We start from the raw sequence: 20,724 nt of genomic DNA on the forward strand, positions 1-20,724 counted from the left end.
AGTGGCGGCGTGGCCACCGGCACCGCCAACGGGCGCAAGGCGGGTAGCGTCGCCTTGAGTGGCGCGGGTGTCACGACAGCTGCCATCACGGCCAGTGGCAGCAACGCCAGCACGCTGGGTGCGGGTGGCAATGGCGGCACGGTGAGCGTCAGCTCCAGCGGCGCACTCAACGTTGCCGGCGCCATCAGTGCCATCGGCGGCAACGGCGTGGGTCAACCCGCCGGCACGGGCGGTGCGATTGCGCTGACGGCGGGCAACGGGTTCACGTTGGCAAACAATGTGACGACGACCAACAACACCGTGGCGCTGGATGCCGGCACCGGCACCTACGCACAAAACGCCAACATCGACGTGACCGCCGGCAGCGGCAACATCACGGTGACGGCGGATGCCGTGGCCATTGGCACCAACACCGGCAACAACGCGCTGAGCACCAGCGGTACGCTGACGATCAAGACCAAGTCGACCGCCCAGGCCATGTCGCTGGGGGGCAGTTCGGCCTTTGACATTTCCACCACCGAGCTGACGGCCATCGGCACGGGCGCGACTGGCCCTCTCGTCATCGGAGACACGGCCAGTACCGGTGTGCTGACCATCGGGTCGGCCATCAACCTCGCGGGCAAGACCTTGACGCTCAATGCCGGCGCCATCACCGACAGCGGCGTGCAGACCATCACCGCCACCAACGTGACGCTCAATGCGAACGGCCAGATCGGCAGCAACAGCAGCAACGGCATCGACGTGGCGGCGACCAACCTGAGCGTCAACACCACAGGCAACGGCAACGCCTTCGTGCGCACCGGTGCCATCAACCTGGGCGTGGGCAGCAGCGGCTCCAACCTGGGTGGCGGCACGCTGGATCTGGTGGCCACGGGCAACGTCACCCAGACCGCCAGTACCGGCAACATCACGGCCGGTACGCTGAAAGTCAAGACCGTTTCGGCCAGCACGGCGGGCATCACGCTGAGCAACAGCGGCAACGACGTGGCCAGCGTGGACCTGCGCGCACGCAATGCCGGCGACACGGCCAACGCAGCGGGTGCGCTGCAATACACCGATACCAATGGCGTGGACATTGCTGCGCTGGCCACTACCGGCAATGCCACGCTGGCAGCCGGTGGTGCGGTCACGCAAAGCGGCGCGATCGCAGCCAATGGTCTGGCTCTCACTGGCACCGGTGGCGCCTACACCCTGCGTCATTCCGGCAATGCGGTGAACACGCTGGCTGCTTCCACCGGCAGCGTGGACTACAGCCAGTCGGGCGCGCTGACGGTCGGTACGGTAGGCGTGACTGGCGTCACGACCAGCGGCAGCGCCCGCATCGAGACCACAGGCCCGGCATCCAACCTGACGCTCAACGCCGCCGTAACAGCGGCTGGCAGCGGTGACGCGGTGGTACTCAAGGCCGGCAGCTCCAACGCGGCTGGAACGGCCAGTGGTGGGCAGCTGATCAACAACGTTGGTGCGAATGGCATCCAGGCCACGGCGGGACGTTATCTGGTGTACAGCGGTGACCCAAGTCTTACGCTGGAGGGCGTCAGCGGTTACAGCAAACGCTACAACAGCGACGCCAACCACCTGCCCGGTGGAAGCGGCAACATGTTCCTCTACCGCGTGGCACCTACGCTGACCATTACAACGGACAACACGACGCGGGTTTACGGTCAGGCCAACCCGGTGTTCAGCGGCACGGCCAGCGGCTTCATCGACGGCGATACCGAGGCCAGCGTGGGCGTGACGCGCAGCACCACGGCCGTGTACAACACGTCGGTGGGGGATGTGGCGGTGACGGCCGCCGCTGCCAACAAGGAAAACTACACCCTGGTGCTCAACCACGGCACCATGAAAATCACGCCGGCCACCATCAGTGAGGTGAGCGGCATCACGGCCAACAACAAGCCGGTGGACGGCACCACCAGCGCCACGCTCAACCCTGCAGGCGCCACCTTCAGCGGCATCGTGGCCGGTGACGTGCTGAGCGTGGCCAGTGCGACCGGCAACTTTGACACTCCCTCGGTGGGCGCCAACAAGATCGTGACCATCTCCGACATCACCCTCGGCGGCGCGGCGGCGGGCAACTACATCCTGGCCAAGCGCACGGCCACGACGCGCGCCAGCATCACCGACCTGTCCTCCGTCGCCAGCAAGCAGCCGTTGCCGACAGATACATTCACCGCCGCCATGGCGGTGCCGGTCGCCAGCACTGCGACCACCGGCGGGCCGCTGGTGGCCATCGTGCGCGGGGGCGACGGCGACTGGGGTGTGGCCTCGGCAGCCACAACGCCGGCCGGGAACGAGGACGCCACACTGGGCCTGGGCTTCTGGCCGTTGTCGTTGTTCGATCTGTCAGCCCTGCCGGCGACGGCCGCCGGTGCGCGCCGGTCACTGGCGCCGGCCGGTCCGGGCGCTGACGCGGGTGCGTTGCCCTTGCGTCCGAATGCTGAACAGGAGGATGCCCGGCCGGCCAGCAGCCATCAAAGCAACAAACGCCCGCTTCTGTGATACCTTCTCCGGGACTCAGAAGCGCATCTTCAACAGGCCCGACTTGAACTGAACGCCTTGTTCAGCCTCGTTTCAAGCGGCGTTGAGTTCGGCCAGACGCTCGGGCGTGCCGACGTCGGTCCAGGCGCCGGTATAGAGCTCGGCACTGACGCGACCGGTTTCCATGGCCCGGCGCAGCAGCGGCGCCAGCGCGGTTTTCACGCCTTGCGGGTTGCCGACCGGCACCTCGCACCATGGCAATTCGAACAATTCGCGCCGGTACAAGCCGATGGTGCTGTAGGTGTATTTCACCTCGGCCTGGTTCAGCGCCAATTGCCGGCCCGGGTGGTCCGGGTCGGGCGCCAGCCCGAAGTCGCCTTTCGGGTTATGGGCCGGATTCGGCACCAGCCAGAGGTGGGCCAGTTTATTGCTGGCAGCAAAGCGCTGCACGGCGTCCGGCGAAAAGACGAAGTCGGGTGCGAACACATCCCCCGCCAGGACCCAGAACACATCGCTCAGCAGCGGCAGCGCACGCACGATGCCGCCGGCCGTTTCCAGCGCGCTACCGAAGTCCCGTCCTTCATGCGAGTATGAAATTGATAGCGGCTGGCGCATATCTGACAAGGGCTGCGGGCCGAAATGACTTGGAATCTGCTCACCCAGCCAGGCGGTGTTGATGACGATGTTGGTAAAGCCGTCGCGCGCCAGCGCATCCACATGCCACTGCAGCAGTGGTTTGCCGCGGACGGGCAGCAGGGGTTTGGGTGTGGTGTCGGTCAGGGGGCGCATGCGCTCGCCGCGGCCCGCAGCCAGCACCATGGCGTGGATGGAAGTGGGGTGTTGCACAGGCCGCACTTTAGACGATTGCCGCCGTGCAGTGACCCCGGGCCGGGGTCCGGTGAAAGGCCCCGGTAAAATAACGGGTTTCCCCTGATACCTCTTCCGGAGCGGTCCCCTTCATGGCAAATACCCAACAAATGGCCAACGCGATTCGCGCGCTGGCAATGGATGCAGTGCAACAAGCCAACTCCGGACACCCCGGCGCCCCCATGGGCATGGCCGACATGGCGGTGGCGCTGTGGGGCGAGCACCTGCGCCACAACCCGGCCAACCCGCACTGGGCCGACCGCGACCGCTTTGTGCTCTCCAACGGTCACGGCTCCATGCTGCTGTACGCGCTGCTGCACCTCACCGGCTACCCGCTGCCGATGAAGGAGCTGCAGAACTTCCGCCAGCTGCACAGCAAGACCGCCGGCCACCCCGAAGTGGGCCTGACCCCGGGCGTGGAAACCACCACCGGCCCGCTGGGCCAGGGCGTGACCAACGCCGTCGGCATGGCGCTGGCCGAGAAGCTGCTGGCCAAGGAATTCAACCGCGACGGCCATACCGTGGTTGACCATCGCACCTATGTGTTCCTGGGTGACGGTTGCATGATGGAAGGCATCAGCCACGAAGCGGCGTCCTTGGCCGCCGCCTGGAAGCTCAACAAGCTGATCGCCCTGTACGACGACAACGGCATCTCGATCGATGGCCAGGTCACGCCCTGGTTCACCGACAACACGGCGCTGCGTTTTGTCGCCTATGGCTGGAACGTGATCGGCCCGGTCGACGGCCACGATGCCGCCGCCGTCTCGCGCGCCATTGCTGATGCCAAGAACTCGGCCGAGAAGCCGACACTGATCATCTGCAAGACCTCTATCGGCAAGGGCAGCCCGAACCGCGCCGACACCGCCAAGGCCCACGGCGAGCCGCTCGGTGCCGAAGAAATCAAACTCACGCGCGAAGCGCTGGGCTGGGAGCACCCGCCCTTTGTCATTCCGCAAGCCGTGTACGACGACTGGAACGCCAAGACCCGCGGCCTGTCGCAGGAAGCCGCCTGGGACGCCAAGTTCGCCGCCTACAAGGCCGCCTACCCCGAGCTGGCCGCCGAGTTCAAGCGCCGCATGGCCGGCGAGCTGCCCAAGCAGTTTGCCCAGGTGGCCGTGGATGCGGCGATTGCTGCCCATACCAAGGCCGAGACCGTGGCCTCGCGCAAAGCCTCGCAGCTGGCGCTGGAAGCCTTCACCGCCGCCTTGCCTGAGATGCTGGGCGGCTCGGCCGACCTGACCGGCTCCAACCTCACCAACACCAGCCACACGCCCAACCTGCGCTTCAACCAGGCGGGCGAGTCCAATGGCGGGCGCCACATCAACTACGGCGTGCGCGAGTTCGGCATGGCCACCATCATGAACGGCATTGCGCTGCATGGCGGTTTCATTCCCTATGGCGGCACTTTCCTGACCTTCAGCGACTACAGCCGCAATGCCATCCGCATGGCCGCGCTGATGAAACAGCGTGTGGTGCACGTGTTCACACACGACTCCATCGGCTTGGGCGAAGACGGTCCGACGCACCAGTCGGTCGAGCACGCCGCCAGCCTGCGCCTGATCCCCAACCTCGATGTCTGGCGCCCGGCCGACACCGCCGAAACCACCGTGGCCTGGGCCGTGGCGCTGCAGAACGCAACCAAGCCGACCGCGCTGCTGCTGAGCCGCCAGAATCTGCCCTACGCGCCCAAGAAGGACCTGGGCGACATCAGCGGCGGCGCCTATGTGCTGTCCGAGCCGACTGACGTGGGCCTGAAGGCCAAGGCGCGCGCCGTCATCATCGCCACCGGCTCCGAAGTGCAGCTGGCGTTGAAGGCGCAGGAGCTGCTGGCGGCCAAGAAGATCGCCGTGCGCGTGGTTTCCATGCCCAGCACCACCACGTTTGACAAGCAGACCGCGGCCTATAAGACGGCTGTGCTGCCCGCCAATCTGCCGCGCATCGCGGTCGAGATGGGCGTGACCGAAGGCTGGTGGAAATACGGCTGTGCCGCCGTGGTCGGCATCGACAGCTACGGCGAGTCGGCCCCGGCGCCGGTGCTGTTCAAGCACTTCGGCTTCACGCCCGAGAACGTCGCGGAAACCGTGCAGGCGGTGCTGGCGAAGTAATGAATTTGGAACCAGGTTTGTTTTTTAACTTTTCTTGAAAGAGCCCATCATGACGATCAAAGTAGGTATCAACGGTTTTGGCCGCATCGGCCGCAACGTGCTGCGCTCTGCCGTGCAGAACTTCAAGGACATCGAGATCGTTGGCATCAACGACCTGCTCGAGCCCGAGTACCTGGCCTACATGCTCCAGTACGACAGCGTGCACGGTCGTTTCAAGGGCGAGGTCAGCGTGGACGGCAACACCCTGATCGTCAACGGCAAGAAGATCCGCCTGACCCAAGAGCGCGATCCGGCCAACCTGAAGTGGAACGAAGTCGGTGCCGACATCGTCATCGAGTCCACCGGCCTGTTCCTGGACAAGGACGGTGCCGGCAAGCACCTGGCCGCTGGCGCCAAGAAGGTCATCATCTCTGCTCCCTCCAAAGACGACACCCCCATGTTCGTCTTCGGCGTGAACGACAAGACCTATGCCGGCCAAGCCATCATCAGCAACGCCAGCTGCACCACCAACTGCTTGGCTCCCGTGGCCAAGGTGCTGAACGACAAGTGGGGCATCAAGCGCGGCCTCATGACCACCGTGCACGCCGCCACCGCCACCCAGAAGACCGTGGACGGCCCGTCCAACAAAGACTGGCGCGGCGGCCGCGGCATCCTGGAAAACATCATCCCCTCCTCCACTGGTGCCGCCAAGGCCGTGGGCGTGGTGATTCCTGAGCTCAACAAGAAGCTCACCGGCATGTCCTTCCGCGTGCCGACCTCCGACGTCTCGGTGGTCGACCTGACGGTGGAACTCAACAAGGAAGCCAGCTACGAGGAAATCTGCGCCGAGATGAAGGCCCAGAGCCAGGGCGCGCTCAAAGGCATTCTGGGTTACACCGAAGACAAGGTGGTGGCCACCGACTTCCGCGGCGAGACCTGCACCTCGGTGTTCGATGCCGACGCCGGCATTGCGCTGGACAAGACCTTCATCAAGGTCGTGAGCTGGTACGACAACGAGTGGGGCTACTCCAACAAGTGCCTGGAGATGGTGCGCGTGGTGGCGAAGTAAGCTCTTCGCTGACCGCTCACGAAAAACGCGCCTTCGGGCGCGTTTTTTACTTGGGGGCGGCGAGGAAGGTCGCAGCCGACAACCTACACGTGTGGCCGATAGCGCCGGGCAAGGTGTAAAGCCTTGGCGCTTGCCGGAATGCGAACAAGCGGTAGAGCTGGTACTGCGAGGCGTGGCGCTCCGAGGTAGCAACTTCATTGCGCGTTACGAAGAAAGGTGTGTCCACGCCGTACTTCGTCGTCTTCACCTCGATCAGGCGCTCGACACCCGAATCTTCGAACGAAAGAATGTCGTAGCCGGCGTGGTCGCCGTGCACCTTGGCCGTGTGTTCGATCTTCGCGGCCAGGTTTTCTTTGCCTGCGTGGATCAGGCGGGCGCGCTCGAAGTTCAGCACAAACAACTCGCCAGCATTGCCCAAGGAGCGGTTCCGTGCTTCGCGCTCAATGTAATTGGTGGGCAATCGAATGATGGGAACAGAGGGCTCGGAGATTTTGTGTGGCGCTGGGCGAGGTTGGGGCCGCTCGGTCAGGGCTGCGAGGATATCCTCGACTTCCGGCACAACGATGGGACGGTCGACGTCGGTGGCAGCCAGCGTGAGCAAGTCAGGCGTTTTATCGAGCCGTTCAGCCAAGACCTCGGCCAGGAGTGACTGATAGTTGGGAAGAGGTTTGTAGCCATTGATATAGGGAAAGCCGGCATCCAGCAGTGCAGCGCTGATGTTTGCGTGCTTGAACTCGATGGAAGAGTCCGAGCGACCTTGCAACAAAGGCTTGAGCGCCCGTCGATGTGCCGTCTTGTTGTACGGCGTGCCGGCAAGCTCTGAGGCCAACATCGACAGGTAGTCAGCGACGATGACCTCGACCTCGACCCGGCTCCAGTCAGTGCTGCTCATGACGGCCGGGGTCTGGCTTAGTGATGATGCCCGTGCGCCCCATGCGCATGGCCATGGGTCACTTCTTCCGGCGTGGCAGCACGCACCTCCAGCACCTTGAGCGCGAAGCGCAGCACCTTGCCAGCGTGCGGGTGGTTGCCGTCGAGCAGCACCTGCGGGCCCTTGATCTTGACCACGTTGAACACCTGCTCGCGGCCGTCGTCGGTCATGCCGCGCAGCTGGCCGCCAACCTTCACGCCGGGCGGGAACTCGCTCTTCGGGATGGTGCGCACCAGGCCTTCGTCGCGCACACCGAAGGCTTCTTCGGGTTGCAGCACGAGGTTGGTGCTGTAGCCGGCGGCCTGCCCTTCCAGGGCGGCTTCCAGCTTGGGGAAGGTGTTGCCGTAGCCGCCGTGCAGGTAGGCCTGCTCACCCGATTCGAGCGGTTTGCCTTGTGCGTCGGCGACGCTGTAGCGGATGGTGACGACGGAGTTTTTGCTGATCTGCATAAAAATATGAATCAAATAGGGGTGTAGCCCTCGTTAAAAAAGCGCCTGTAGCTATGATTTTGATAGCTATCCAAGATGCTTGCCGACGATGCCGGCCAGCTCGAACATGGTGACCTGCGGTTTGCCGAACACCGGCAACAGCTTGGCGTCGGCATTGATGGCGCGCTTGTTGGTCGCGTCCTGCAGGCCATTGGCCTTGATGTAGTCCCACAGCTTCTTGACCACCTCGGTGCGCGCCACTGGCTCGTTGCCGATGACGGCGGCCAGTGCGGCGCTCGGGGCCTTGCCGGCGGCCGGTTTGCGTGGTGCCTTTGGGGCCGCGCTCTTGGCCGGTGCTTTCTTCGCAGCCGCTTTTTTCGCCGGCGCCTTTTTGGCGGCCGGGGCGGCTTTGGCGCTGGTCTTGGCCGAGGGCTTGCGCGGCGGGAATTTGCTGGGTGCGAACTCGAAGTTCACCTTGCCGGCCTCGGCGTCCCAGGCCAGCATGGCCTTGAAGGGGCGGCGTGTGCGCATGGAGACGAACTTGTCGAGCAGGTCGGTCTTGCCGGTGGCCAGCAGCTTGGTCATCTGCTCGCGCTCGATGGGTTGCTGCAGGATGATCTGGCCGCTCTTGAAGTCGCAGCTGGGCGTGGCCTGCGCCAGGGTCGGCACCGATTTTTCACAGACGTAGTTCTTGCCGTGCTCGTACACCGCGCCGCCGCACTTGGGGCAGGTGCCGAGCGATTCCTTGGCCGAGAAATCCACCAGTTCGCCGGTTTCGGACTCGTCTTCGTTGCCGAAGTCGAACTCCAGCTTCCAGTTCTTCTCGTCCTCGTTGTACTTGAGCGCGATCTCGGCCGTGAAGGGCCAGCCGGCCTTGGAGCGGAAGCCGTCCAGCGGGCCGATGCGCTTGTCGCGCAGGAACTGCTCCACCTCCGCCACCTCGAAGGTGCGGCCGGCGGGTGTCTTGCCGAAGGAGAAGCCGCAGCCTTCGCTGTTGCCGTCCTGTCCGGTGCAGGCGTAACGGCGGTAGTTTTCCTTCACCACGCCGCCGCAGTTCGGGCACGGTGTCGTGAGCGTGGCGTAGTCGCCCGGCACGGTGTCGCGGTCGTATTCCTTGGCCTTCTTGACGATGTGCTCGGTCATCTCGGCGATCTCGCGCATGAATTCGTCGCGCGAGAGGCGGCCATGCTCCATCTCGGCCAGTTTGTACTCCCACTCGCCGGTCAGCTCGGGCTTGGAGAGTTCTTCCACACCCAAGCCGCGCAGCAGCGTCATGAGCTGGAAGGCCTTGGCGGTGGGAATCAGTTCGCGCCCTTCGCGCAGCATGTATTTCTCGGCGATCAGCCCTTCGATGATGCTGGAGCGGGTGGCTGGCGTGCCCAGGCCTTTTTCCTGCATGGCTTCGCGCAGCTCGTCGTCTTCCACCAGCTTGCCGGCGCCTTCCATGGCACCCAGCAGCGTGGCTTCGGAGTAGCGTGCCGGCGGTCGCGTCTTCAGGCCCTTCGGCTCGACCTGTTCGGTCTGCACGCGCTCGCCCGGCTGCACGGCCACCAGGGTCTTGCCGCTGTCTTCGCCCTCTTTCGTTTCGTCCTGGGCTTCCTTGCCGTAGATGGCCAGCCAGCCCGGCTTGACCAGCACCTTGCCCTCGCTCTTAAAGGCGTGGTTGGCGGCCGTGGTGATGCGGGTGGTCACCTGGTACTCGGCGCTGGGGAAGAACACCGCCATGAAACGGCGCACCACCAGGTCGTACAGCTTCTGCTCGGCATCACTCAGGCCGCTGGGCGCCTGCAGCGTCGGGATGATGGCAAAGTGGTCGCTGACCTTGGCGTTGTCAAAGATGCGCTTGCTGGGCTTGATGTAGTTGTTGTTCAGCGCCGTGAGCGCGTGCGGTGCCAGGTGTTTCATGCCGGAGTCGGCCAGCATGCCGAAAGTGTCCTTCACCACGGGCAGGTAGTCCTCGGGCAGGTGGCGCGAATCGGTACGCGGGTAGGTGAGTGCCTTGTGGCGCTCGTACAGGCTTTGTGCCAGCGACAGCGTGGTCTTGGCGGAAAAGCCGAACTTGCCGTTGGCCTCGCGCTGCAGGCTGGTCAGGTCAAACAGCGCCGGCGAGGCCTGGGTGGTGGGTTTGCTTTCCTCGCTGACGGTGGCGCTTTGGCCACGTACGGCATCGGCAATGGCCTGCGCCTCCCGGGCAGACCAGACGCGGTCGGCCTTCTGTTCGGCGTCGGGCTCTGTGCCTTCCACGGCGGCCGGTTTTTTCCATTTCGGGTCGAACCACTTGCCGGCGTATTCGCCCGCCTGTGCGCCGAAGGTGGCGTGCACTTCCCAGTAGTCGCGGCTGACGAACTTGCGGATTTTTTCTTCGCGTTCCACCACCACGGCCAGCGTGGGCGTCTGCACCCGGCCGACGGTGGTGAGGAAAAAGCCGCCGTCGCGCGAGTTGAAGGCGGTCATGGCGCGCGTGCCGTTGATGCCGACCAGCCAGTCGGCCTCGGAGCGGCTGCGCGCGGCGTCGGCCAGCGGCTGCATCTGCTTGTCTGTGCGCAGGGCATTGAAGCCGTCGCGGATGGCCTGCGGCGTCATGCTCTGCAGCCACAGGCGGCTGACCGGCTTGCCCAGCGGTTTGCTGCCGCCGGCGTACTGCTCGATCAGGCGGAAGATCAGCTCCCCCTCGCGGCCCGCGTCGCAGGCATTCACGATCTTGTCGACGTCTTTGCGCTTGGCCAGTTTCACCACGGCGTTCAGGCGCGTCTTGGTCTTGTCCACCGGCTTGAGGTCGAAGTGCGGCGGAATCACCGGCAGGTGGGCAAAGCTCCACTTGCCACGCTTGACGTCGTACTGCTCTGGCGCCTGGATCTCCACCAGGTGGCCCACGGCGCTGGAGACGACGTAGCTGTCGCTCTCGAAATACTCGTCGTGCTTCTCGAACTTGCCTGCCACCGGCGTGAGGGCACGCACGATGTCTTGGGCGACGGAAGGTTTCTCGGCAATGACCAGTGTTTTCATCTGACTACAATCCAGTTCTCGCGTGCGCGTACGCGCATGCACGTGAGCGCGCACACGCGCGCGCCCATACGGATTCACCTTACCAAATTTTTCAGCCGTGTCCAAACAAGCCCCCGCAAATCCCAGCCGCCGCATTCAGACCCGCCGTTCCGGCGTCCATGGCAAGGGAGTGTTTGCCGTGCAGGACCTCGCCGAAGGCGAGACCATCATCGAGTACGTGGGCGAGGTGATTTCCTGGGACGAGGCACAGCGCCGCCATCCGCACGACCCGAAGGACCCGAACCACACCTTCTACTTCCATGTGGACGAAGACCATGTGATCGATGCCAAGCATGGCGGCAACTCCTCGCGCTGGATCAACCACTCCTGCGATCCGAACTGCGAGGCCGACGAAGTGGAGGGGCGCGTCTTCATCAAGGCACTGCGCAACATCAAGGCTGGCGAGGAACTGAACTACGACTACGGCCTGATCATTGACGAGCCCTACACCAAGAAGCTCAAGGCCGAATACCCCTGCTGGTGCGGCAGCAAGAACTGCCGCGGCACCCTGCTGGCGCCGAAGGACGACGAGGTGAAGAAGTCCAAGAAGAAAGACAAGAAAAAGAAGGACAAGGCGAAAAAAGACAAAGTGGGCAAGGTCAAGGCCGAAAAGGGCCAGGCCAAGAAATCCAAAGCCAAGGGCGACAAGCGCTGAAGGCCACAAGCATGGCGACAAGGCGGGTGCGATGAAATCCAGCGGACGTGTCTTGCAGTGGCCGGCCGAGGCGATCTGGGAAGCCGTGGCGCCCACCCTGCCCGGCTTCACGGTCGAGGTGCTGCCGAGCATCGATTCCACCAACACCGAGCTGATGCGCCGTGCCCGTGCCGGACAGACCGAGCCGGTGCTGCTGGTGGCCGAGACCCAGAGCGCCGGTCGCGGTCGTCTGGGGCGAGCCTGGCAGGGCGCCACGCCCGCCGATGTCGGCGCTACCCTGACCTTTTCCCTGGGCCTGCCGCTGCAGATGGCGGACTGGTCCGGCTTGTCGCTGGCCGTGGGCGTGAGCGTGGCCCAGAGCCTGCACCCTGGTCTGCAGCTCAAATGGCCCAACGACGTCTGGCTGCACGACCGTAAGCTGGCCGGCATCCTGATCGAGACCGCGAACAATGCCGCCACGCGCTACGCCGTGATTGGCATCGGCATCAACGTGGCGCCGCGCGCGGCCACGGGTCTGGCTACGCCGCCGGCCTGGCTGCAGGAACTGGAGCCCGGCATTGATGCCCCAGCCGCACTGCTGCGGGTGGCGGCCCCGCTGGTGCAGGCGGTCCGGCGTTTTGAGGTACAGGGTTTTGCGCCGTTCCGGGAGGCCTTTCTGCGGCGCGATGCGCTGGCCAATCGCACCGTGAGCCTGAGTGACGGCACCCAAGGGGTGGCGCAAGGGGTGGACGGCACGGGCGCCTTGCTGGTGCATACTTCGGCGGGACTGGTCCGGGTCAACAGCTCCGAGGTCAGCGTCCGTCCTGCCACCTGAATCCTGTTCGAACGCATGCGACTTCTTGTCCTGGTGCTGGTGCTGCTCAACAGCCTCTACTACGCCTGGTCCCATGACCTGCTGCGCGACTACGGGTTTGCGCCGGCCCGGCAATCGGAACCGCAGCGCCTGGCGCAGCAGATCCGCCCCGAGGCCATCCGCATCCTGTCGCCCGACGAGGTGCGCCGCGCCGAGCCGGCGGCCTCTGCGGCAGCCAAGGCGCCGGAATGTCTGCAGGCGGGCTTGTTTGACGAGGCGCAGGTGCTGGCCTTGCGCAAAGCACTGGAAGGCACCCTGCCGCCGGGCTCCTGGCTGCTGGATGCGGCGGTCGAGCCGGCGCGCTGGATCGTCTACATGGGCCGTTACCCAAATGCCGAGATCCTGGCCCGCAAGCGTGCGGAGCTGGCCAATCTCAATCTGCGCTTCGAGCCGCTGACCAATCCCGAACTGGAGCCTGGCCTGTCGCTCGGTGGTTTCACGACGCAGGCCGCGGCCAACGAGGAGCTGACCGCATTGAGCCGGCGCGGCGTGCGCACGGCGCGCGTGGTGCAGGAGCGCGCCGAGGTCCGCGGCAGCCTGCTTAAGATACCGGCGGCCGACGAGGCTCTGCGTGCGCGGCTGGACGAGGTCAAGCCCGCCTTGGCCGGCAAGCCGCTGCGCAGCTGCAAGTGAGTCTCAGGCGCCCTGCTCCTGCAGCGGGTCGCCGAGGTTGAAGCGCACGTTGAAGCGTGCGCCCGGCGGCACCTGGCCGGGCCGCGTCTCTTCCACGGTGATGGTGGCGCGGTGCTGGTGGGCGATCTCCTGCGCAATCGGCAGGCCCAGGCCCGAGCCATCGGCTTCCACGCCCAGCGCGCGGTAGAAGGGCTGGAACACCAGTTCGCGTTCCGCCTGCGGGATGCCGGGGCCGGAGTCCTCCACCTGCAGCAGGGCCACCTTGCCGAAAGGGTCGGCCAGCACGCGTGCCGTGATGACGCCGGGCTTCTCGGGGCTGGAGGGCGTGTAGTTGATGGCGTTGTCCAGCAGGTTGCGCACCAGTTCCTTGAGCAGGGTCGGGTTGCCCTCCAGCGTGATGCCGGGCGTGCCGGGCTGCGCGCCTTCAAAGCCGAGGTCGATGTGCTTGTCCATGGCGCGCGGCACGCAGTCGCGCACCACGTCCATGGTGAGGCGTGCCAGATCGCAGGGCTGGCGGTGGGTGGTGGCATTGCCGCCCTCGGCGCGGGCCAGGGCCAGCAGCTGGTTGACGGTGTGGGTGGCGCGGATGCTGGCGCGGCCGATCTGCCGCAGCGACTGCTTCAACTCGTCGGTGCTGGTGCTCTCGCGCTGCGCCAGGTCGGCCTGCATGCGCAGGCCGGCCAGCGGCGTCTTGAGCTGGTGAGCGGCATCGGCCAGGAAGCGCTTTTGCGTGGCGATCGAGTCCTTCAGCCGCAGCAGCAGGTCGTTGACGGAGGCCACCAGCGGCGCTACCTCCAGCGGCACGGTCTGGGCGTCCAGCGGGCTGAGGTCGTCCGGCTTGCGGGCGCGGATGCGTTCTTCCAGCCGGTGCAGCGGCTTGATGGCCTGCACCAGCGCCAGCCAGACCAGCAGCACCGCCAGCGGCAGGGTGACGAACTGCGGCAGCATGACGCCCTTGATGATCTCGAGCGCCAGCACCGAGCGCTTGTCCAGTGTCTCGGCCACCTGCACCAGGGCCATCTTGTTGCCCGGCAGGTTGAGCGGCACCCACATGTAGGCGACCTTGATGTCCAGGCCGTGGAACTCGTCGTCGCGCAGGCGGACTTCGCCCGGCGCCACCGGTTCGTCCTCCGGCGGCAGCGGGAAGTCGCGTTCGCCGCTGAGGTATTCGCCACGGGTGCCGAGCACCTGGTAGTAGACGGTGTCGGCATCGTCGGCCCGCAGCAACTCGCGCGCCGGCAGTGGCAGGTTGAACTGCACGTGCTGCTGCTTGACCGTGATCAGCTGGGCCAGGGCGTTGACGTTGTACTCCAGCGCACGATCGAACGGCTTGCCGGCGATGCTCTGCGCCACCAGCCAGGTCAGCACCAGGCTGATTGGCCACAGCAGCAGCAGCGGCGTGAGCATCCAGTCGAGGATTTCGCCAAACAGCGAGCGCTGCTCGCGCTGGAAAAGTTTCACGTTGAAGGCGTCAGGTTGGGGCGGGCGTCGCCTGAATGCTCAGGCGTTTGGAATCTTCTCAAGACAGTAGCCGAGGCCGCGCACGGTGGCGATGCGGATCGGTCCTTTCTCGATCTTCTTGCGCAGGCGGTGGATGTAGACCTCGATGGCGTTGTTGCTCACCTCTTCACCCCACTCGCACAGGCGCTCCACCAGCTGGTCCTTGCTGACCAGGCGGCCGGTGCGCTGCAGCAGCACTTCGAGCAGGCCGAGTTCGCGTGCCGACAGCTCGACCATCTTGCCGTCGATGGTGGCGACGCGGCCGGCCTGGTCGTAGACCAGCGGGCCGTGCTTGATGCTGCTGCTGGCGCCGCCCATGCCGCGGCGCACCAGGGCGCGTACGCGTGCTTCCAGTTCCTGCAGGCTGAAGGGCTTGGCCATGTAGTCGTCGGCACCGTAGTCCAGGCCCTTGACGCGTTCTTCCACGCTGTCGGCGGCGGTCAGGATCAGTACCGGCAGTGCGGAGCCGCGGGCGCGCAGTTTTTTCAGCACCTCCAGGCCATGCATCTTGGGCAGGCCCAGATCCAGGATCAGCAGGTCGAATTCAGTGTTGGTCATGAGGGCGGCATCGGCCTCGGTGCCACTGGCGACATGGTTGACGGCGGCACCGGAACTGCGCAGGGTGCGCAGCAGGCCATCGGCCAACACCTGGTCGTCCTCGGCAATCAGAATTCGCATGCGTGTCTCCTTCTCGACGGTTGACGTGAGCGGTCTCCGTCTTTGTGGCAATTTTAGGCGCTGACGTGTGGACCTGCCTCAGGCGGCGTAGGCTTCCAGGCCGAGCGCGATCACGGCGGCCACTTCTTCGCCCACCGTCTGCTTGAGTTCGGCCTCTGCCTGCACCACGGCCTGCTCGAAGGCGGAGAGCCAGGCCAGGCCGGCGGCGGTGAAGCACACCCGCTTGGCGCGGCCGTCGCGCGCATCGGTGGTGCGGGTCACCAGGCCCCAGGCTTCGCACTGGTCGACCAGCTTGCCCATGGCCTGCTTGCTCATGCCGGCCAGCTCGGCCAGCTCACTCAGGCGCGAGCCTTCCAGTGCCAAGTGACGCGTGATGTGGATGTGGGCGGCGCTCACCTGGCCGCGCGCCGCCAGGTTGGAGAGGGCCAGCGGCACCTCGGCGTTGTGCGCCATCAGGTGCAGCACGCGGGCATCAAAACGGCGCATGGCGTGGCCCAGCAGCCGCCCCAGATGGGTCTGGCGCCAACCGGCGTCAGCGGCTTGGTGCGGGAGGTTTTGGGTCATCGGCAAATAGTAAACCAAGATGACTAAAAAACCTATTTACTCGCAAGTATGTGCCCCTTAAACTACTGTTCAAGCATCCAGCCTGTAATTAAAACCACTGGATGAAACGAACCCAGTCACCGAACCTCAAGGAGATTTTCATGGATGCAACTCTCGTCAAGGGCACACGCGCCGATGCCGCCAACAGCGAAAAAGCCAAGGCCCTGCAAGCCGCATTGGCCCAGATCGAAAAGCAGTTCGGCAAGGGCACCATCATGCGCCTGGGCGAAGGTGAGTCGATCGAGGACATCCAGGTGGTTTCCACCGGTTCGCTGGGGCTGGACATCGCGCTGGGCGTCGGCGGCCTGCCGCGCGGCCGCGTGATCGAGATTTACGGCCCGGAGTCGTCCGGCAAGACCACGCTGACGCTGCAGGTCATCGCCGAGATGCAGAAGCTGGGCGGCACCTGCGCCTTCGTGGACGCCGAGCACGCGCTCGACGTTCAGTACGCGCAGAAGCTGGGTGTGAACCTGCCTGATCTGTTGATCAGCCAGCCCGATACCGGCGAGCAGGCGCTGGAGATCGTCGACAGCCTGGTGCGTTCCGGCGCGGTCGATCTGGTGGTGGTGGACTCGGTGGCGGCACTCACCCCGAAGGCGGAAATCGAAGGCGAGATGGGCGACAGCCTGCCTGGCCTGCAGGCTCGACTGATGAGCCAGGCGCTACGCAAGCTCACCGCCACCATCAAGAAGACCAACTGCACGGTGATTTTCATCAACCAGATCCGCATGAAGATCGGCGTGATGTTCGGTTCGCCCGAAACCACCACCGGTGGCAACGCGCTCAAGTTCTACGCCTCGGTGCGTCTGGACATCCGTCGCACCGGCACCATCAAGAAGGGCGATGAGGCCATCGGCAACGAAACCAAGGTCAAGGTGGTGAAGAACAAGGTCTCGCCCCCGTTCAAGACCGCCGAGTTCGACATCCTGTTCGGCGAGGGCATCAGCCGCCACGGCGAGATCATCGACATGGGCGTGAACGCGCGCATCATCGAGAAGTCCGGCGCCTGGTATGCCTACAACGGCGAGAAGATCGGCCAGGGCCGCGACAACGCGCGCGAGTTCCTGCGCGAGAACCCGGAGCTGGCGCACGAGATCGAGAACAAGGTGCGCGAATCGCTGGGCATTCCCCTGATCAACGAGGCGGCCGAGGCCGAATAAGCGCAGGATGCGTCAAAGGCCATGGCATTTGAGCAACCCTCGCTCAAGGGGCGGGCGCTGCGGCTGTTGAGCACCCGCGAGCATTCGCGGGTGGAGCTGGAGCGCAAACTGGCCCGGTTCGAGCAGGCGCCGGGCGAGTTGACGCAGGCGCTCGATGAGCTGCAGGCCAAGGGCTTCATCAGCGAGCAGCGTGTGGTGGAGTCGGTGCTGCACCGGCGCGCCGCCAAGCTGGGCACCTCGCGCATCCGCCAGGAACTACAGGACAAGGGGCTGGACCGGGCCTTGGTCGAGCAGGCGCTGGCCGGGCTCAAGGACAGCGAGTTGGCGCGTGCGCGCGAGGTCTGGCGCCGCAAGTACAACGCAGCTCCCGCCAGTCCGGCCGAGCGGGCGCGACAGCAGCGCTTTTTGCTGACGCGCGGCTTTTCCGCCGAGGTGGTGCGCCGGGTGCTGCTGGGCGCAGGCGCGCCAGATGATGAGTGAAAATGGCCGTTGGCGCCGTCAAATAGGCGCCAACAGCTATTAAAAAGATAGCATTCCGGGGTTACAACCCGAGCATCAGCTTGAGGTTCTGCACGGCAGCGCCACTGGCGCCCTTGCCCAGGTTGTCCAGCCGCGCCACCAGCACCGCATGGTGGAAGCCGTCGTCGGCACCGTGGTTGGCAAACACGCGCAACTCCATCTTGTTGGTATCGGCCAAGGCCACGGCATCGAGCTTGCCATCGGCCGTGGCGGGCTCCACCGTCACCCATTCGCTGCCGGCGTAGTGGCGTGCCAGCGCGTCATGCAGGTCCTGTGCGCTCGGCTTGCCCGGCAGCAGGTCCAGGTGCAGTGGCAGCTGCACCAGCATGCCCTGGCGAAAGTTGGCCACCGAGGGGATGAACAGCGGGCGACGTGTCAGCCCGGTGTACTTCATGATCTCGGGCAGGTGCTTGTGCTTCAGGCTCAGGGCATACAGCTCGAAGGGGGGGGCGCTGCCGGCTTCGTAGGCCTCGATCATGCTGCGTCCACCGCCGGAATAGCCGCTGACCGAGGGCAGTGCGAGCGGGAAGTCTTTCGGGATCAGGCCGGCATCGACCAGCGGACGGATCAGGGCAATGGCGCCGGTGGCGTAGCAGCCGGGGTTGGCGACACGGCGGGCCTGCACCACGGCCTCGCGCTGGCCGGCGGCCAGTTCGGGAAAACCAAAGACCCAATCGGGGTGGGTGCGGTGGGCGGTGGAGGCATCGATCACTTTCGGGCCGGGCTGGCCGCTGGCCGCCAGGCTGTCGATCATGGCGACCGACTCGATGGCGGCATCGTCGTGCAGGCACAGTACCACCAGATCCACCTGGGCCATCAGGGCGCGCTTGGCGGCCGGATCCTTGCGCAGCTCGGGGGCGATGCTGACGAGTTCGATCTCGGGCATGGCCTGGAGCCGTTCGCGGATCTGCAGGCCGGTGGTGCCGGCCTCGCCATCAATGAAAACCTTGTGTTGGGCCATGGTAGATAGGGGGTGGGGTATGCGTCAGCAACTGTAAGTTTTTGTGCGTAGCAACATGATACATTCCAAGGCTGTGCTGAATCCAGCACCCGATGCGGAATAAACCAGTTCAGCAGCGGGATAGAAACTTTCATTTCCTGAGAGAGCCCTCATGAAGATTCACGAGTACCAAGGCAAGGAGATCTTGCGCAATTTTGGTGTGCCAGTGCCGCGCGGCATTCCGGCATTTACAGTGCAAGAAGCGGTGGAGGCCGCCCAGAAGCTCGGCGGCCCCGTGTGGGTTGTCAAGGCGCAGATCCATGCCGGTGGCCGCGGTAAGGGCGGTGGCGTGAAAGTGGCCAAGAGCATTGACGACGTCAAGCGTCTGGCCGGTGAAATCCTGGGCATGCAGCTCAAGACCCACCAGACCGGCCCTGAGGGCCAGAAGGTGCGTCGCCTGTACATCGAAGATGGCGCCGACATCCAGAAGGAATACTACGTCTCGCTCGTGACCGACCGCGCCACGCAGAAGGTGGCCTTCATCGCCTCGAGCGAAGGCGGCATGGACATCGAGGAAGTGGCCCATGCCACTCCCGAGAAGATCATCACCGAGTACATCGATCCCCTGACGGGTCTGGGCGAAGCCCAAGCCAAGAAGATCGCCAACGGCATCGGCCTGCCGGCTGAATCCACCGCCCAGGCCGTGGACCTGTTCCAGAAGCTCTACAAGTGCTACATGGAAACCGACGCGTCGCTGGTGGAAATCAACCCGCTGAACCGCGACAGCAAGAACAACCTGATCGCCCTGGACGCCAAGTTCAACTTTGACGCCAACGCCCTGTTCCGCCACCCGGAAATCGTGGCCCTGCGCGACCTGGACGAAGAAGATCCGGCGGAAGTCGAAGCGTCCAAGTTCGACCTGGCCTACATCTCGCTCGACGGCAACATCGGCTGCCTGGTGAATGGCGCCGGTCTGGCCATGGCCACCATGGACACCATCAAGCTGTTCGGCGGCGAGCCGGCCAACTTCCTGGACGTCGGCGGCGGCGCCACGGCCGAGAAGGTCACCGAAGCCTTCAAGATCATGCTCAAGAACCCCAAGGTCAAGGGCATTCTGGTCAACATCTTCGGCGGCATCATGAAGTGCGACACCATTGCCAGCGGCGTGATCACCGCCTGCAAGGCCGTGAACCTGAGCGTGCCGCTGGTGGTGCGCATGAAGGGCACCAACGAAGAACTGGGCAAGAAGCTGCTGGCCGAATCCGGCCTGCCCATCATCGCCGCAGACACCATGGCCGAAGCCGCGACCAAGATCGTGGCTGCCGTCAAGTAAGCCCGGAGAACAAGCATGTCGATCTACATCAACAAAGACACCAAAGTCATCACCCAGGGCATTACCGGCAAGACCGGCCAGTTCCACACGGAGAAGTGCCAGGAGTACGCCAACGGCAAGAACTGTTTCGTCGCCGGCGTGAACCCCAAGAAGGCGGGTGAATCGATCTTCAACATCCCGATCTATGCCTCCGTCAAGGAAGCCGCCAAGCAGACCGGCGCCACCGTGAGCGTGATCTACGTGCCGCCGGCTGGTGCTGCCGACGCTATCTGGGAAGCCGTCGAGGCCGACCTTGATCTGGCGATCTGCATTACCGAAGGCATTCCGGTGCGTGACATGCTGATGGTGCGCAACAAGATGAAGGCCAAGGAAGCGGCCGGCGGCAAGAAGACGCTGCTGCTGGGCCCCAACTGCCCTGGCCTGATCACGCCCGACGAGATCAAGATCGGCATCATGCCCGGTCACATCCACCGCAAGGGCCGCATCGGTGTGGTGAGCCGCTCCGGCACGCTGACCTATGAAGCCGTGGCCATGCTGACCGAAGTGGGTCTGGGCCAGTCGACCGCCGTCGGTATTGGCGGCGACCCGATCAACGGCCTCAAGCACATCGACGTCATGAAGGCCTTCAACGACGATCCGGACACCGATGCCGTGATCATGATCGGCGAAATTGGCGGTCCCGACGAGGCTGAAGCCGCGCGCTGGTGCAAGGCCAACATGAAGAAGCCGGTGGTCGGTTTCATCGCCGGCGTGACGGCACCTGCAGGCAAGCGCATGGGCCACGCTGGCGCCCTGATTGCCGGCGGTGCCGACACGGCGGATGCCAAGCTGGCCATCATGGAAGAGTGCGGCTTCATCGTGACGCGCAATCCGTCCGAGCTGGGCAAATTGCTCAAAGCACAGCTGTAAGCAAAACTACGAATCTGCGAGGATGGCCATCAACCG

The 20,724-nt window shown here is 64.8% G+C and carries 18 protein-coding genes; 10 read left to right on the plus strand and 8 right to left on the minus strand.

Annotation, left to right across the window (positions count from 1 at the left end):
• Positions 1–2,502: beta strand repeat-containing protein (locus tag CDE01S_RS18660; protein WP_169802254.1), on the plus strand; the 2,502-nt coding region annotated here is incomplete at its 5' end.
• A gap of 72 nt (positions 2,503–2,574) precedes the next feature.
• Here CDE01S_RS18660 and CDE01S_RS11020 read toward each other — a convergent pair.
• Entirely contained in the window at positions 2,575–3,300 is a 726-nt protein-coding gene (locus CDE01S_RS11020; protein ID WP_066707089.1) for a nucleotidyltransferase family protein, read from the minus strand.
• Between the two features lie 140 nt (positions 3,301–3,440).
• On the opposite strand from CDE01S_RS11020, the gene tkt reads away from it, so the two are divergent.
• Positions 3,441–5,453, plus strand: coding sequence for a transketolase (gene tkt, locus CDE01S_RS11025; protein ID WP_066707092.1), 2,013 nt, complete (start codon positions 3,441–3,443; stop codon positions 5,451–5,453).
• Positions 5,454–5,502: 49 nt separating this feature from the next.
• Positions 5,503–6,501: a type I glyceraldehyde-3-phosphate dehydrogenase gene (gene gap / locus CDE01S_RS11030; RefSeq protein WP_066707095.1), complete on the plus strand. Its 999-nt coding sequence runs from the start codon at positions 5,503–5,505 to the stop codon at positions 6,499–6,501.
• Between the two features lie 46 nt (positions 6,502–6,547).
• Here gap and CDE01S_RS11035 read toward each other — a convergent pair whose 3' ends face one another.
• From CDE01S_RS11035 to CDE01S_RS11045, 3 genes are all read right to left on the minus strand, one after another.
• Positions 6,548–7,393: a protein NO VEIN domain-containing protein gene (locus tag CDE01S_RS11035; RefSeq protein ID WP_066707098.1), complete on the minus strand. Its 846-nt coding sequence runs from the start codon at positions 7,391–7,393 to the stop codon at positions 6,548–6,550.
• A 17-nt stretch (positions 7,394–7,410) separates the two neighbouring features.
• Entirely contained in the window at positions 7,411–7,881 is a 471-nt protein-coding gene (locus tag CDE01S_RS11040) for an FKBP-type peptidyl-prolyl cis-trans isomerase (RefSeq protein ID WP_066707100.1), read from the minus strand.
• Positions 7,882–7,947: 66 nt separating this feature from the next.
• Complete coding sequence (locus CDE01S_RS11045) at positions 7,948–10,866, minus strand: DNA topoisomerase III (RefSeq protein WP_066707105.1); 2,919 nt, start codon at positions 10,864–10,866, stop codon at positions 7,948–7,950.
• 97 nt (positions 10,867–10,963) lie between these two features.
• Between CDE01S_RS11045 and CDE01S_RS11050 the strand changes: the two genes are divergently transcribed.
• From CDE01S_RS11050 to CDE01S_RS11060, 3 genes are read left to right on the plus strand one after another with little or no spacing between them, the layout of a single operon-like run.
• Positions 10,964–11,560, plus strand: coding sequence for an SET domain-containing protein (locus CDE01S_RS11050; protein WP_066707108.1), 597 nt, complete (start codon positions 10,964–10,966; stop codon positions 11,558–11,560).
• Between the two features lie 31 nt (positions 11,561–11,591).
• The gene (locus CDE01S_RS11055) at positions 11,592–12,374 is read left to right on the plus strand and encodes a biotin--[acetyl-CoA-carboxylase] ligase (RefSeq protein ID WP_066707111.1); all 783 of its coding nucleotides are present in this window, start codon (positions 11,592–11,594) and stop codon (positions 12,372–12,374) included.
• A gap of 15 nt (positions 12,375–12,389) precedes the next feature.
• Positions 12,390–13,046 (plus strand): hypothetical protein, encoded by a 657-nt coding sequence (locus CDE01S_RS11060; RefSeq protein WP_066707114.1) that lies wholly within the window; start codon positions 12,390–12,392, stop codon positions 13,044–13,046.
• A 3-nt stretch (positions 13,047–13,049) separates the two neighbouring features.
• Here the strand turns inward: CDE01S_RS11060 and CDE01S_RS11065 are convergent, their stop codons facing one another.
• The 3 genes from CDE01S_RS11065 to CDE01S_RS11075 form a co-directional block, all read right to left on the minus strand.
• Positions 13,050–14,507: a sensor histidine kinase gene (locus CDE01S_RS11065; protein WP_066707116.1), complete on the minus strand. Its 1,458-nt coding sequence runs from the start codon at positions 14,505–14,507 to the stop codon at positions 13,050–13,052.
• Positions 14,508–14,546: 39 nt separating this feature from the next.
• Positions 14,547–15,224 carry a response regulator gene (locus tag CDE01S_RS11070; RefSeq protein WP_066707118.1) on the minus strand — a complete coding sequence of 226 codons (678 nt, stop codon included), beginning with the start codon at positions 15,222–15,224 and terminating at the stop codon, positions 14,547–14,549.
• Between the two features lie 78 nt (positions 15,225–15,302).
• Complete coding sequence (locus CDE01S_RS11075; protein WP_066707248.1) at positions 15,303–15,788, minus strand: MarR family winged helix-turn-helix transcriptional regulator; 486 nt, start codon at positions 15,786–15,788, stop codon at positions 15,303–15,305.
• A 140-nt stretch (positions 15,789–15,928) separates the two neighbouring features.
• Here CDE01S_RS11075 and recA point away from each other — a divergent pair, with 140 nt between their 5' ends.
• Both recA and recX read left to right on the plus strand, forming a co-directional pair.
• Complete coding sequence (gene recA / locus CDE01S_RS11080; protein WP_066707121.1) at positions 15,929–16,987, plus strand: recombinase RecA; 1,059 nt, start codon at positions 15,929–15,931, stop codon at positions 16,985–16,987.
• Positions 16,988–17,008: 21 nt separating this feature from the next.
• Positions 17,009–17,467, plus strand: a complete 459-nt coding sequence (gene recX, locus CDE01S_RS11085; RefSeq protein ID WP_066707124.1) for a recombination regulator RecX — start codon at positions 17,009–17,011, stop codon at positions 17,465–17,467.
• A gap of 61 nt (positions 17,468–17,528) precedes the next feature.
• Here recX and argC read toward each other — a convergent pair whose 3' ends face one another.
• Positions 17,529–18,467, minus strand: a complete 939-nt coding sequence (argC, locus tag CDE01S_RS11090; RefSeq protein WP_066707126.1) for an N-acetyl-gamma-glutamyl-phosphate reductase — start codon at positions 18,465–18,467, stop codon at positions 17,529–17,531.
• Between the two features lie 151 nt (positions 18,468–18,618).
• Between argC and sucC the strand changes: the two genes are divergently transcribed.
• A complete protein-coding gene (gene sucC, locus CDE01S_RS11095; protein ID WP_066707129.1) occupies positions 18,619–19,779 on the plus strand; it encodes an ADP-forming succinate--CoA ligase subunit beta in 1,161 nt (386 codons plus the stop codon).
• Positions 19,780–19,794: 15 nt separating this feature from the next.
• The gene (gene sucD, locus CDE01S_RS11100; RefSeq protein WP_066707132.1) at positions 19,795–20,688 is read left to right on the plus strand and encodes a succinate--CoA ligase subunit alpha; all 894 of its coding nucleotides are present in this window, start codon (positions 19,795–19,797) and stop codon (positions 20,686–20,688) included.
• Positions 20,689–20,724: the final 36 nt, after the last annotated feature.

It is taken from the genome of Curvibacter delicatus NBRC 14919 (assembly GCF_001592265.1).
In the GTDB taxonomy this organism is placed as follows: domain Bacteria; phylum Pseudomonadota; class Gammaproteobacteria; order Burkholderiales; family Burkholderiaceae_C; genus Hylemonella; species Hylemonella delicata.